The organism is Chitinophaga sp. RAB17, assembly GCF_052114225.1.
In the GTDB taxonomy this organism is placed as follows: domain Bacteria; phylum Bacteroidota; class Bacteroidia; order Chitinophagales; family Chitinophagaceae; genus Chitinophaga.
In genome coordinates this window covers 44,298-58,579 of the sequence record NZ_JBFREI010000016.1, presented here as the reverse complement: position 1 = coordinate 58,579, position 14,282 = coordinate 44,298, and the positions used below count along the sequence as shown (strand labels likewise).

The 14,282-nt window shown below is 42.8% G+C and carries 10 protein-coding genes; 3 read left to right on the top strand and 7 right to left on the bottom strand.

Annotation, left to right across the window (positions count from 1 at the left end):
• Positions 1–19: 19 nt before the first annotated feature.
• From AB4Z08_RS32580 to AB4Z08_RS32555, 6 genes are all read right to left on the bottom strand, one after another.
• Entirely contained in the window at positions 20–1,216 is a 1,197-nt protein-coding gene (locus AB4Z08_RS32580) for a FecR family protein (protein WP_441577972.1), read from the bottom strand.
• A gap of 79 nt (positions 1,217–1,295) precedes the next feature.
• Entirely contained in the window at positions 1,296–1,880 is a 585-nt protein-coding gene (locus AB4Z08_RS32575; protein WP_441577971.1) for a sigma-70 family RNA polymerase sigma factor, read from the bottom strand.
• Positions 1,881–2,082: 202 nt separating this feature from the next.
• The gene (locus AB4Z08_RS32570; protein WP_441577970.1) at positions 2,083–3,141 is read right to left on the bottom strand and encodes a hypothetical protein; all 1,059 of its coding nucleotides are present in this window, start codon (positions 3,139–3,141) and stop codon (positions 2,083–2,085) included.
• A 163-nt stretch (positions 3,142–3,304) separates the two neighbouring features.
• Positions 3,305–5,320 carry a serine hydrolase gene (locus AB4Z08_RS32565; RefSeq protein ID WP_441577969.1) on the bottom strand — a complete coding sequence of 672 codons (2,016 nt, stop codon included), beginning with the start codon at positions 5,318–5,320 and terminating at the stop codon, positions 3,305–3,307.
• 187 nt (positions 5,321–5,507) lie between these two features.
• The gene (locus AB4Z08_RS32560; RefSeq protein ID WP_441577968.1) at positions 5,508–5,894 is read right to left on the bottom strand and encodes a hypothetical protein; all 387 of its coding nucleotides are present in this window, start codon (positions 5,892–5,894) and stop codon (positions 5,508–5,510) included.
• A 6-nt stretch (positions 5,895–5,900) separates the two neighbouring features.
• Positions 5,901–6,923, bottom strand: a complete 1,023-nt coding sequence (locus AB4Z08_RS32555) for a lipase family alpha/beta hydrolase (RefSeq protein WP_441577967.1) — start codon at positions 6,921–6,923, stop codon at positions 5,901–5,903.
• 97 nt (positions 6,924–7,020) lie between these two features.
• Between AB4Z08_RS32555 and AB4Z08_RS32550 the strand changes: the two genes are divergently transcribed.
• Positions 7,021–7,647, top strand: a complete 627-nt coding sequence (locus AB4Z08_RS32550; RefSeq protein WP_441577966.1) for a hypothetical protein — start codon at positions 7,021–7,023, stop codon at positions 7,645–7,647.
• Positions 7,648–7,965: 318 nt separating this feature from the next.
• Here the strand turns inward: AB4Z08_RS32550 and AB4Z08_RS32545 are convergent, their stop codons facing one another.
• Complete coding sequence (locus tag AB4Z08_RS32545; RefSeq protein WP_441577965.1) at positions 7,966–9,351, bottom strand: hypothetical protein; 1,386 nt, start codon at positions 9,349–9,351, stop codon at positions 7,966–7,968.
• 166 nt (positions 9,352–9,517) lie between these two features.
• Here AB4Z08_RS32545 and AB4Z08_RS32540 point away from each other — a divergent pair, with 166 nt between their 5' ends.
• Positions 9,518–12,544 carry a SusC/RagA family TonB-linked outer membrane protein gene (locus AB4Z08_RS32540; protein ID WP_441577964.1) on the top strand — a complete coding sequence of 1,009 codons (3,027 nt, stop codon included), beginning with the start codon at positions 9,518–9,520 and terminating at the stop codon, positions 12,542–12,544.
• Positions 12,545–12,571: 27 nt separating this feature from the next.
• Positions 12,572–14,245, top strand: a complete 1,674-nt coding sequence (locus AB4Z08_RS32535; protein WP_441577963.1) for a RagB/SusD family nutrient uptake outer membrane protein — start codon at positions 12,572–12,574, stop codon at positions 14,243–14,245.
• Positions 14,246–14,282 lie beyond the last annotated feature (37 nt).

Here is a 14,282-nt window from a genome sequence, read left to right as displayed (position 1 = left end):
GATAAATAAAATCCGGATACTATTTCTCTACAAACAGCCGGCCGTTGCTTAATTTAAATTTTATATTACTTGTTTTCTCAATTGCGCTTAACAGTTCCGGTAGTGGTGTACTACGGGGTAATTGTCCATATAATCTTTTTGCCGGAAGGGATGAAAAATCCACTTCAATATCATACCAGCGTTGCAGCTGATACGCCATCTCCCGCAGATCGGTATCGGAAAAATAAAAGAGATCGGACCGCCAGGAAACATCTTCTTTGGTATCTATTGTTTTTACCTGCAAATCATTATTTGCCACTATAGCCTGTTCTCCTGGTTTTAATACCCTTGACTTGCTTCCATTTAGCGGATCAATTTTTACACTACCTGCTATGAGTGTAGTTTTAATATACGGTTCATCTGTATAGGCTTTAACGTTAAAAGAAGTACCCAGCACGGAAATAGTTTGCTGAGCAGTTACTACTAAAAATGGTTTACGATCATCCTTAACGATATCGAAATAAGCTTCGCCTGATAGTTCAACTTTTCTTTCCTGGTCGGGAAACTGTGTCGGGTAATGGAGGGAGGAGGCAGCATTTAACCAAACCTGGCTGCCATCCGGCAGTACTACTTTATATTGTTTTCCCCTCGGTATAGTGAGGGTATTATACACCACTTCGGGCTTTGCGGCTGTTGTAACATCTCCGGCATAGGTAAGGGTTCCGTTATCGTTGTTAACGGCGCGGGCTCCTTTTTGCTCAAATACCCGTCCGGCTACTGTACTGTCCAGGGACACCTGTGTGCCATCGGAGAGTGTCAGCATTACATCAGATTTGGGCCTGGGAGCAGGTGTTAGCTGCGCCATTTTTTTCTGATCAGCTACCCGGTGCATGTTGACAAAAAAGCGGTAGGAGAGTAACGACAATAACATTGTTATGCAGGCGGCAGCCCAGAAGAGTACTGGCTTTAAGCGATGTATCCGGGTACTGACATCCGGGCCTGAACCTGACTCCCTGTTTTTTTCATTGATCTGTTCAAATAAATGGGTGGTCTCTTCAGCAGAGAAAAAATCTTCTTCTTCAGCGTACTGTGTTGACAGCTGCTCAAATAAATCATTATATAATTGCCTTGTATCCGGATCAGTCAATAATACAAACAGCTCCTGTCGCTCTTCTTCAGCGATAGTGCCGGTAGTGGTCTTTTCCAGCAAATATTGTAAACGGTCCTGCTGCTGCATAGTATGACTGTTTGAACATTGTTCCTATACATAAGACAGTGGAGGGGGTATAAAAGGAGATATGGGGAGGAAAAATATTTTATTTTAAATACCGGACAGCTACCAATGTGAACAAAACAGTTACCCTCACCTTAATAAACTGGTGAATAAACTTAAGGGCCAGCTGGTTATACTTTTTTACAGAGTCGGTAGATAAATTCATGCGGGACGCAATTTCAGGGTTTCTATAGCCCTGCGCCCGCAGGAGGAATACGGTTTTTTGCTGGGTGGGCAGCGCTTCAATAGCTTTGTCAACTATTTCGAGACGAACATCAGCATGGTCATCTTTTTTGTCCTGTTGCTGTATTACAAACCTGGCATACTCCTGTTGTCCTTTTCTTTCCGCGGCCAGCCGCGTCAGGTAATTAAGGGTATGGTTGCGCAGCAGAATAAAAAAATAGGCATTGAATTCTTTGATACTGGTGAGTTTTTCCCTGTTTTTCCAAAGTTTTACAAACAGGTCCTGCAGGATCTCTTCTGTTTGCTCACGGGAACCGATGATGGTATAAACAATACGGCCTGCCTGATGTACATAACCATGAAAAAGCTTTGAGAAGGCATGTTGGGAGCCGCCGGCCACTTGCTCCAGTATTTCACGTTCATTGTCAATACACTTTAACCCCATAAAGCATTGGAAATTTGGTTGACGGTTTGCTCACTTGGTTGACACTACAGCGGAATCATGACAATATTAGCGATAGTTAGTAATATTTCCGCATGGAATTTTAACTAAAATGTATAGTAAATTATCAAAAAAATGGTTATTATGACGCGTTTATGGGCTGCTAAAGTGTCTCCTAAACCAGGAGACACCCCTCGATTTTTTATCATACAGGCAGGTCATAACTGCGCAACTGACCATCACCGGTCGTCAGCAACAGCTTGTCATGCACAATCATTACATTGATAATATTACTGCTGTAATCAAAGATATAATCCGGGTTGGTGGTAGGATTACCATCCAGGTTATATGCCGTAAATTCAATACCCTCCGGTCTTACTTCTGCTTTACAACGTAAATCTTTTCTGTCCAGTAATAACAATCTTCCAAATTGGGAAACTACCAGGATGTTATTATCATCTACAAAGAATACATTATAGTTGATATTATCCGGTTCAGTGGCAGGAAAATCTTTACTGCCATCGAAAATAGCTTCCTGCTCCTGCTCTGCTATCCTGGCTATTCCAGGGAAGGAGTAGATTTCTAATGGTCCATCGTAATGCGGAGCCATAACAAACTCTTTTCCGGATGGCGCAAAGTTGCCCATGATCACATCATCACATTGAGTAAGTGCTGTCAGGGAGATGACGCTATCGTTCAGCTGTAACTGCATCAGGATGGTTTTCTCCTGGCCGGCGGCCGCTTCCAGCAGGATCATGTCATTGTCTGGCGTAGCATGAAATACATAGGTGTATTGCTGGCTTTCCAGCAGGGGGGAAGAAGCAATTACTTCAAAAGTAGCAGCATCCATCACCTGCAGCTGATCTGTTTCATTTTTATCACCTGGCAATACATACCAGATCGTTTTATTATCCCTGGCAAAATAACAGGCAGCACCCAGGAACCAGCCCCAGGATTCATGTTCCACCGTATGTAATACCATCGTCCCTTCTGCATCGAGAATACGCATATCGGTCATTCCTGCAATAGCAATCAGGCGGCCATCAGAAGAGGCAGACAGCTTGCTGCTTACATAATTCGCATGCTGTCCCTGGATGATTTTTTCCCAAACAATTTCAAGGTTGGCATTGAGCTTTGTAATCAATGGCTGACTCGCAAAGTTCATCAGGATCTCTCCATTCGGCAATGGCACTACGTTTACCGGGTTAGCAGTGAATGTCAGTTTGTTCTTTAACGGCAGGTTTATATGTGAAAATTGACTCATGTCTTTTGTTTATACAGCCGCAAAGGTAATACACAAACCACTTTTCTGACAACCTGCGTCTTTTTTTTAGTAGATAAAAGTATGATGACAGTGGTCCTAAACGGGAAAAGGCTTCAAAATATTAATTTTGAGGCCTTTTCCCGTTGGAGATAAACTTAACACATCACGGCGTAGCATCTTTCCCCTCCACCAACAACTTGCGGAGGTTGTCCAGCAACACATCAGATGTATTGGAATTAGTGAAAATAACATATCCCATTTTCAGGTCTTTATATACTTCAAACCTGCATTTGAAATCGCCATTATTGCCACCATGACCAAATGTTTTGCCAAAAGGAGTTTCTCTAATCTCAAGGCTCATACCCATATAGGTAGGAACTTTCGGCTTATGCGCCTCGTCATCAAAAGTATATGCTGAATGCTTCGACAGGATAGTGTCATAAGTTGCTGGTTTCAGGCCTTTCTGCTCCAACAAATACAGCATAAACTTCGTGAAGATTTTTGCTTCGGTATACATAGAATAAGCCATGCCAGGGCTTTCCGGGAGATCATTTTTAGTTGGCAGTTTATCATAATGACCATATGCGGCCATCCGCTGCAAAGAATCATTTTTTGAGAAAAAAGTATGGTATAGTCCAACCGGCTCAATAACCTCCTCCTGCAATACCTGCTCCACCTTCTTACCAGTAATTTTTTCTATCACCAGCTTCAGGTATTCGAAGCCCTCACCTGAATAGCTATATGCTGTGCCGGGTGTAAATTTCAGATCCAGTTTTCCATCTTTATTCATCCACCGCCAGTTCGGGAAACCTGTCCTGTGCGTTAATACATGTCTTGCGGTCATCAACTTATATCGATCGTCGTATTCGATATCCTTATAAGGAAGATACTCATATAATGGTTTGTCAAGGTTAATCACTCCACGGTCTGCCAGTCGTTCAACAGCAAAGGCAAATACAGGCTTTGTAACGGAAGCAGCTTCAAACAATGTATTGTCATTTACTTTTTCCCCGGTCATCGTGTTGCTAACACCATATGTTTTATGATACAGCAATTTCCCATCTTTAATTACTGCAAGCGAAACACCTGGTATTCCATAATAATCGCGGTAGGTTTCGATAAAATGATCTATCTGACTGGTGCCGGATGCGGTAAAATTTAACAGTACGCCTTTATCAGGAATCAAGTCGGGTAGAGGGGTAGATGATATACGAAACTCACTTGCAACTATTTTTTGTCCTGATTTTGCCACAACGGTGAGAGGTGCTTTTTGATCAGCAGCATAAAGTTTACCGTCAGATTGAAAGTAAGGATCAGGCAGTGCGAGGGTATATTTTCCAGGAGGTACCATCGCCTCATAATTCCCCAGGCTGTCTACTTCCGCTGTCATCCAAAGTTTTGGATTATCCGAAGCAACGAGCCGCAACAGACCTGGTAGCTTTGCCGCCTGTTGTTTGCTCCAGCTTAACTTTCCCGAAACAGTGGACAGTTCTTTGCCGGCAGGCAGGAAGACGATATCGCCAAGGCTGTTTGGGTTCTTAAATTTAGATTCTCCCTTTCCCCAGGCAGACCAGGAGAAGCTTCCATCCTGATCTTTGTCAAATACATGAAAATCGAAACCGATCGATTTTCCAACCGCCAACTCGTTTCCTAGCTGTATACGCCATTCGTAAATGCGGGTGTTACCATGGCGTGTAAGAGCCACCTCCGTAATATCCCAGGTGGCTTTACTGGCAAAAGGATCAAAGAAGGCATTATTGATGGTATGAAGGCGCTTGCTATACATAAATGACGCCACCCCAGAACCGGAGAGCAGATGACGCGCATCAATGCTTACTTCCAACCCATCCTGGGTATTCCAGCTTACATTTTGAGAAGTATCTTCGACGAAATCATCATCCGTAATTGTAAATGCCACATATAATGATTGATTGCCGAGGTTATAGCCTAGCTGGAAATAGCCGGAAAAATCGGATTCATTCTGCGGTTTGGTGTCCGACGGATTTATTCCGATTTTATACCTGACAGCATCTTTGGGCCAGTCGGAAAGATCGCCATCCACCGTGATCCTGCCAAGCGGATATGCATAGGCAACACTTCCATTATGGGCAAACAGATACCCACTGAAAAGAAGGCCTAATACAGATATGCAAATTGATTTAACCGGTGATATTGACATGTTAATAGGTTCTTCAGGTGGGTTAATGAATAGTATTCCTATATAAGACGCCTCTGCTATAAAAAGGTTGCATGAATATTAAGCTTTTTTGATGGAGCAACATATCAACTCCATTCGTATAACGATTGAAATCAATTAGCTCATAAGCCGGGAATTGAAATTTTAACTTCTTCCACTTTAAAGCCGGTTAGCTAACATATGCCTCCTCCTGCAAGCCCCCTAAAGGCTCTATATTATTTCTGAACTCATAGGAAAACCTGATATGAATTTTTATGGTGTCAAGCTGAAATGTAATTCTTCCGTCTTGTAGCGCACTGGAGTCCGATAACCTTGTTACACCAAATTGTGAGGTTTTTTCTCCATAGTTGGCACGGGCGTAGTCGTTAACGGATTGGTTAATTATATCATCCAGCCACCTGTTAAATCCTGAGGTTTCAAAACTATAGCTGCCGGGAATAGGTACGCACTCTCCGTAACACTGCATGTCCTTTCCCCGGATGCATAGGGCGACATGCTGAACGGGGCATTTAGCGCCACCTCCGTCCGGGTGTGTACATTTGCATTCGTTGCTCATAGCATTTTATTTTTTGAAGGTGTAGTTTGTTGTTCCTCGTTCTCTCTCAACTGTATATTTAGGGAATGTATTGATGGATAAATTCCCGGTTTGCAAAAAGAAATCTTCAACAGATGAACTATTAATTTTGCCGCCCCTGAGTTTTGCGCTTAGTTCTGTTTGAGAGAAGCAGGTGATGTCGATTTGAACCCCGAACTTTGAAGCCATTGCTTCAACAAAAAATTGGAAAGGAGTGTCCTGAGGGACATCAGCTTCAACAGATCTAAAGGGCTGTAGGACACCATTTAATTCCCTGATTACTGTCCTGAAAACAGCGTTGTTTTTACTGTTTTTGATGAGTAGGATTGAAAAATGATCATCCGACGTGCTTTCGATGTAATCACTATGAACGTTCGGTGGTACGGCCGATGGTCTGGGTACGATAGTATCCTGGTTACCGGTTTGATAAATAACCTTGGGCAGGTATTTTAAACTGGCATACCTTTCGTTAAGCGCAGTTGTAAAATTTCCCATTGCTGTGAGGTCCCGTAATTGAGGGTTATTGCCAATAAGATCAGATCCGATATTTGCAAGTCTGGCGCCCATATGCGGCACTGATAGCGAGATAAATAACTCGATTTTCTTAAGAACATCATCGTTTAACCAGTTCAATGCGCTCTTTGTAACCAAGCCTCCCATGCTATGTGCTATAAACGTGATTGTCTTGTATTTTTCATGCATCCCTCTCAATTCAGCTTCTAAAACACGGGAAATGGGTTCAATCCCTACATTGAAGCCATTAATATCTTCTTTTGGACGATTCCTGGTAAAACCGATAATGGTATTTTTGAGCTTAACAAGCCAGCCAATACTAAATATTTTCGTACCGTAAGTAAACGAAGCGAGATCAAAATATTCTTTGACAAGTTGTTCCTCCGATAACCTTTCTACAAACCTTTCTTCGCTTCCATGCCAGGTAGTGGGGTCGCCATTCAGTCCATGGACTAAAACGATCAAATGTTTATTGTCATTTTGAATGATATAGTCCATTGCAGAAGGGGTTTAATGGTATATTTGAGTTGATTGGTAAGTTTTCCTGAATATACAATTTATTGGAAAAAGTCAGCGCAGAAACAAATCGACCTATATGGACTTATTAATTTATAATCAAGTAAGTATCGCACAATGGAATAATATGAGAGACAGTAGTATGCATAGATTTCTTATCTTCAATAAGATTGCTCGTCTTTTTCTTATTGTTATATTCAACTTGTTTTTTATCCGAGATGTTAAATCACAAGCGATGACAGATCGTACCATAATAAAAGCAATGAACACCTATTGCCTGGGCGATAGCATTGATCACTATAAAGGATTTATTCCAATAAAAGCGGTAGAAAAAAAGTTGAATGTCAGTCTCTCTTTTTTTCCTTTTAGAATTGATTATTTGTTGGCCCAGGAATTTCTACCAGCAGAAGTTCAACACCTGGGAGTATCGGTACTTAATGGAAATATTGCCGGTGTATATTTACTTTTGCCTGATACCAGTAATCTATTATCAATATTGGAGACCGAGTATGGCCGATATGACATGCAATTCAATGGCATAGGCGACGGATATTCATATGAATGGAGAAAAAAACCTTGTATTAAATATACAAATACCACAACCCCCGTTACAAGTCATGATAAAAAAACAGTTATATCATTATACCTTTGTGATAAATTGAAACAAATTACCCTTGAATCTTTTTCGAAATATATTAAGGATTAGATGTAAACTTCAATAGTAGGTAATTGCTCACCCAGTTCCTGTACATGTATTACCAGATACTTGAACGTTATTGCCAAAGCTATCCATATTATACTTTAAATTACATATGGCACCTGATGGTATACTTATAACAAAATATAACTTCAACTATAATGCCTTCTGCCAGCCGTTACTATTTTCCATGTTTACCTTTTGCCAGTTCCTTCCTTATTCTGCTTAACGACTGTGGTGTGATCTTCAGATAAGAGGCAATATGCTGTTGCTGGTTGCAGACCAGACGAAATTCGAAAAGGAAAACATCAGCTTTGCACATCACTGTCATTTACTAACAGGCAGGAGGGTAGTTTCTTTATGATCCTGCAGGTTTTTAAGATTTACCTCAAATATTTTTCCTATACCAGAAAACACTATTCCTACACCATATATATTTCCTGCAGAAATGTGATAAGATGTTTTAAACACTTCTTTTTCGTTTATATAAATGACCACTCTCTTATCAATGATTGTTAAACGGATACGTCCTCCTTTGGTCAGATCGGCAGAAAGTGCGCTCAGGTCAGTATAAATCCCATTTCCCAGCCAATCAGAAAAAAAAGCATCCATGAAGGCTTCGCATCCGGGTTTCATTATCACAAATGAATGTTTGGTTTTTTCGCCATAAACAGTAACATCTATTTCGGAGCATCTGACACCGGGTCTGCTCTCTGATGTCTGACCAACAATGGTTAGCTCAAAATTATCTGCACTGATGGGCAGTGGCCTGGCATTTATAAAATTGACATAGAAGGTGTGGCTGGTATCAATTCCCGAATGATACAAATTAACGGCGTTTGCTGATAGGCCTTCTTTACCGGCAATATCCGGACTTTCTATAGGATACACGCGCATGGTATCGGTAGGCATGGAAGCGGTAGCCAGCCAGCCGGATGTTTTCAGGTATACAGGGAATGTATCTACAGGTTGCTCTTCATATTTAAGTTTGGCATAGTATCTTCCGGGAATTTCATAAAAGTGAGTCACTAATTCACCGGGCCTGATCTTTTTTACTGGTCTGTTATCACCAAAATCAATTGTAAACTGTCCCTTGGGAAAATGGAATCCCTCGGGAATCTGCAAACGGAAAACAACAGAGTGGGGGGCAGCATTGCCTTCCGGGTTTTGGCAAATTAAATGGACTTTCCCGAGAGGGTTTAGTATTTCTTTCTTATTCAAATTATATCTAATCAACAAGGCTGTCATTATAATAATTAACAAGCCTGTGATGATGAGTCCATACTTCCGGAGGGCATGCTTCCTGGCTTCTGTTGGCTCATCTGCAATCGAAAGCATTTCGGCTGCTGTTGCCGGAGGCAATGGGTTCCCTGCAGAGCTACTCACCGGGGAGGTGGGTTGTTCCATCGCAGATTGCCCGGCGACAAAACTTTCCCAGTCTGTATAGCCAATATAAATTGCCAGCGCATCACGTGTCGCTTTCTGAGGATAATAGCGTGAGGAAGTTTTAAGTTTTCCGAAGATCCTTTTTAACGTATTGGGACTAATGGCTACATCGGTCTGTTGTAACAACACATTTTTTAAACGGAGATAGTCAGTATTTGTCCATTCCTCGATAGGCCTGGTTGTAAATTTTAATTCTATCTGATGACAACAAATGTCCAGATAATAAAATGAATACGTTATTGCGCCTTGTCCATTTCCCAACGTCATAGTCTCTTAGGTGCTGATTTTTAGTTAGTTATGGTTGTCCAAATATATGGGAAGCTTTTGGTCAAGCGAAATTTTGGAATCAGCTTTTGTTCAAAGTTAAATTTACCCAATCGCTTAACCAAATTTCACATCGGCTTCCACCCGAGAAAAACTAACTACAACCAAAATGAAACTTAACTTTCTTTTTCTACTGATGTTTGTCAGTTCCGCGTTGTTTGGACAAAATAAAACCGTCACCGGAAAAGTACGGGATGCATCGGGAAATATCACCATTCCCGGAGCGACAATTATTGTCCGCGGAACCAAGTCCGGCACAACAACTGATAATGCCGGTCAGTTTAAACTACAGGTGCCTTCAACCGCCACCGAAATAGAAGTATCTTTTTTAAATTATAAAACTCAGGTGGTCACTATTGGCCCTTCGCCACTGGAAATTAGCCTGGTTCGCGACGTAAAAGGATTGGATGAAGTAATAGTGGTGGGATATGGCACGCAGAAAAAGCGGGACATCACGGGGGCTATCTCCACAATCGGCGCTAAAGATGTTGGTGGTCGTCAGACAGTACAAATCTCGGAAGCCCTCCAGGGCAGCATGCCGGGAATCTCGGTAACACGGAACAACGGTGCTCCTGGCGCCAGCTCCAATATCCTGATCAGGGGAATTACTACCCTGAATAATAACAGCCCTCTGATCATTGTCGACGGGGTGCCGGTGAGCAACATCGACAATGTTAACCCCAACGATGTAGAAAATATCAGTGTGCTGAAAGACGGCGCCTCTGCTGCTATCTACGGCTCCAGGGCAGCTGCAGGTGTTATACTGGTAACAACAAAGCGGGGCAAAAAAGGTCAGAGCACATTGGACTATACCTATGAATATGGCACTCAGAAAGCAACTGCATTGCCGGGCTATGCAGGCATCCAGGACTATATGCGCTATTTTAATGAACAACTGGCCAACGATGGTACCGCTCCACTTTACGCGCCATCCTTCATAAACTCCTATCTCGACAGCAACCGGATAAATCCCGATAAATTTCCGAACACCGACTGGCAACGATCCGTTATGAAAGAAAATGCGCCCCGTTATCGCCATGATCTTGTGTTTACTGCAGGAACAGATAAACTCAAAACCAAGGCTTCTTTTGGATACCAGAAAGCTGATGCGCTTTATGATAACTACGATTACACCAGGTATCAGTTCCGCGTGAACAATGACCTGGAGATCAGCAGCAAACTAAGTGGCAGCCTGGATGTTTCCTATAGACGCACAGACCAGAACACACCTACTTATAATCCGATTTCCGATATCCGTATTTATCCCGCCTATTACGATGATCGTTATGATGACGGTCGTTATGCTCCGGGAAAAGATGGGTTTAATCCACTGGCACAAGTACGTGAAGGAGGCTTTAATCAAACAAGGCTCAACCAGTTTATGGGCAGGGTATCACTTGCATTTAAGCCGGTAGAGGGGCTGTCACTCATGGCTGTGGTAGCACCCACGTTTGATATGAACAAAACAAAGATCTTTTCAAAACAGATTAAGTACACTGCTAAGGATGATCCATCCAGGGTGATTAATCAAAACCAGGCCAGTACCACACTGGAAGAACAACGCGCCGAAACATTCCAGATTAACGGGCAGCTGCTGGCCAACTATACCAAATCATTTCATGATGTACATCATATAGATATACTCGCCGGGTATGAAGAAAACTATGGCTCATACGAGTACCTGATGGCCTCCCGTGATGGGTTTGCCTTAACCGATTTTCCTTATTTGTCGGCCGGCTCCCTGCTTCTGAGAAATAATGGCAGCGATGCTTATCAATATGCCCTGCATTCTACATTTGGCYGGTTACGTTATAGCTATAAGAACAAGTACAGCATACAAGGTACCCTGCGTTACGACCAGTCGTCGAGGTTTGCCAAAGACTACAGGGGGGCCATTTTCCCAACTGTGTCTGCTGCATGGACAGCTTCCGAAGAAAAATTCCTGCTGGGAATTTCCTGGCTGAACTTCCTGAAAATACGTGGATCCTGGGCAAAGGCCGGCAATGAAAGATTGCAGGACATCAGCGGAAATCCGTCATATTATCCTTACCAGGCAAGCATCCCTTTTACTACCGCACTTTTTTATCAAAATGGAAATGTACTGCCACTCAACGGCGGCAACCAACAGGTGTATGCGGTAAACGATATTACATGGGAAACAACCCGCTCCATTGATGCAGGATTCGATGCTATGTTTCTTGATAACCGGCTTTCGCTTTCTGCCGATTATTTCGATAAAAAAACATATAATATCCTGTTGCAACTGGATATTCCCAATTACCTGGGATTCGACAACCCATTTCAGAATGCAGGTGTCCTGAATGCGAAAGGATGGGAACTAGAAGTCGGCTGGAAAGATCATATCGGCAAACTGCAATACGCCATATCGGCCAATCTCTCTGATACACGCACCAGGATAGTGGATTTAAAAGGTACGCAGTTTCTCGGTGACCAGGCAAATATAGAAGGCGGAGAATTTAATGAGTGGTTTGGCTATAAAACTGCCGGCCTTTTTCAAACACCCGATGAACTGGCAAACTACCCAAAGATCAGCACAAATACCAAAGTTGGTGATGTAAAATATGTGGATGTAAATGGAGATAAACAAATTACCCCTCTCGGAGATAAAGTGCTGCTCGGTGGTTCGCTGCCCCGCTACCTGTATGGCGGTAATATCCGGCTCGACTATAATAATTTCGATTTCGGAATCGTGATACAGGGCGTTGCGAAAAAATTAAGCCGCATGCCCAATGATATTATTCAACCATTTGCTGCCGCATTCGGCAATTTTCCTAAAGAATTGGTGGGGAATTTCTGGAGCGTGAATAACAGCATTGAACAAAACCTGGCGGTTAAATATCCCAGGCTTTCCCGCAGTTCCGTAAGCAACAATTATCTGCTATCAGATCTTTACCTGGTAAATGGCGCCTACTTCAGGGTGAAAGATATCACGCTGGGTTATACACTGAAATGGCCACAGATTCAGAAAATAGGGATGAAATCCTGCCGCTTCTACGTAGCTGCCAATGATCTCTTTTCTATTCATCATTTTCCGAAATACTGGGATCCTGAAGTAGGCAGCAATGCTTATCCTATTGTACAAACCTTTATGATTGGCGTTACCGCCCGGTTTTGATTATTTACCTGATAAATCACGTTAACAATGAAGAAAATATATTCCTGCGTACTATCTGCTGTCTTACTGGCAGCATGCAGCAAACTTGATCTTAATCCACTTGCACAGGCATCTACCCAAACCTATTACGATAATCAAACTGAACTGGAGCTGGCGGTAAACGATCTTTATCGCCTGGATTTCTGGGGAAATGATGATGAAAATTCTTCAGACAACCTTTGGTATCGCACTACTGGTGGTAACTCGGTAACCTTCGGTACCATGACTTCAGATGATGGCGCCCCACTTTCTCTTTGGACAAATGCCTATAAAGCCATTGCCCGCGTAAATGCTTTTATTGCCAATAAAGATAAAGCTGCTTCCAACACCTCGGCGGCGGTGATAACCAAACTGGAAGCAGAAATGAGATTGATACGCGCTTACGAATATTCACGTCTGATCACGCATTTTGGCGATGTACCTTTTCTTACAGCACCAATGGAACTTGCCGAGGCAAAAGGTATTGAACGTACCGACCAAAAAAAAATCCGTGATTTTATTTTTTCTGAACTGGATTTTGCTGCTGCCAACCTGCCTGCATCATACACTACGGCAGAAGTACGCCGCCTTACAAAAGGTGCGGCGCTGGCAATTAAGGCCAGAACAGCATTATATACGGAACAATGGAGTATTGCCAGGGATGCTGCTAAACAACTGATACAACTGAATGTGTACAAACTTCATCCGGACTATGCGCAACTATTCCAGAAACCAGGTGAAACCAGTCCGGAGATTATCATTAGCGTTCCACGCGATCAGGCGCAGCAGGTATATAACGGATCGGGATATGTATTGGACTTTATAAGCCGCAACGCTGGCGGTTTTGGTGCTTATGTGCCTACCCGTGAAGTCTTTGACGCGTACGAGTGTAGAGATGGACTGCCAATAGATGAATCACCGCTTTATAATCCCAATGACCCGTTTAAGAACCGTGATCCACGTCTTACCGCTACCTTAGTTGAATTTAATACGCAATGGCTTGGATTTTCCTATCAGCCGCATCCGGATACCCTTACCGTTTTCAGTTCTAAAACAAACCTCCGGGTGCCTAACAGGGATACGCGGGCGGTAGCCAACTTTGCGAGTCCAACGGGCTTTCTCTGGAAAAAAGGTATTGACCAGAGCTGGGCCGACAGGCAGGTCGAAGACAATGATGCCATCTTATACCGCTATGCTGAAATATTACTCATTTATGCAGAAGCGAAAATACAACTTGGCGAAATAGATAATACAGTGCCGGACGCCATCAACCAGGTAAGGGCAAGGGCATATGGCGTCACGCCCACGCAGGTAACACTTTATCCAGCGGTAACCACCACAGATGTAGCACAGCTACGCAAAATAGTAAGAAGGGAAAGAAGAGTGGAATTTGTAAGAGAGGGGCTTCGTTATATGGATCTTATCAGGTGGCGACTGGCGGAAAAAGCATTGACTAAACCAGTAATAGGCCTCCCTGATCCTGCCAGGCAAAATCGCTCAAAGTGGCCGTTCCCCGGAGTAACACCATTAGACGATGATGGAATTGCAGATTACACCGGCTTTGCAGGCGATGTAAAAATCATTGCACAACGTGCCTTTGATAAAAACAAACAATACCTCTGGCCTGTCCCTTCTATTGAAATCAGGGTAAATCCAAAGCTTACACAAAATCCTAATTATTAGTGCGGGGTCACAGAAAACATTTCTGCTAAAAGATGCT

What these genes read in the sequence shown, in the direction of transcription:
- AB4Z08_RS32580 (WP_441577972.1), bottom strand. Translation starts at nt 1,216, where the DNA reads ATGCAGCAGCAGGACCGTTTACAATATTTGCTGGAAAAGACCACTACC.
- AB4Z08_RS32575 (WP_441577971.1), bottom strand. Translation starts at nt 1,880, where the DNA reads ATGGGGTTAAAGTGTATTGACAATGAACGTGAAATACTGGAGCAAGTG.
- AB4Z08_RS32570 (WP_441577970.1), bottom strand. Translation starts at nt 3,141, where the DNA reads ATGAGTCAATTTTCACATATAAACCTGCCGTTAAAGAACAAACTGACA.
- AB4Z08_RS32565 (WP_441577969.1), bottom strand. Translation starts at nt 5,320, where the DNA reads ATGTCAATATCACCGGTTAAATCAATTTGCATATCTGTATTAGGCCTT.
- AB4Z08_RS32560 (WP_441577968.1), bottom strand. Translation starts at nt 5,894, where the DNA reads ATGAGCAACGAATGCAAATGTACACACCCGGACGGAGGTGGCGCTAAA.
- AB4Z08_RS32555 (WP_441577967.1), bottom strand. Translation starts at nt 6,923, where the DNA reads ATGGACTATATCATTCAAAATGACAATAAACATTTGATCGTTTTAGTC.
- AB4Z08_RS32550 (WP_441577966.1), top strand. Translation starts at nt 7,021, where the DNA reads ATGGACTTATTAATTTATAATCAAGTAAGTATCGCACAATGGAATAAT.
- AB4Z08_RS32545 (WP_441577965.1), bottom strand. Translation starts at nt 9,351, where the DNA reads ATGACGTTGGGAAATGGACAAGGCGCAATAACGTATTCATTTTATTAT.
- AB4Z08_RS32535 (WP_441577963.1), top strand. Translation starts at nt 12,572, where the DNA reads ATGAAGAAAATATATTCCTGCGTACTATCTGCTGTCTTACTGGCAGCA.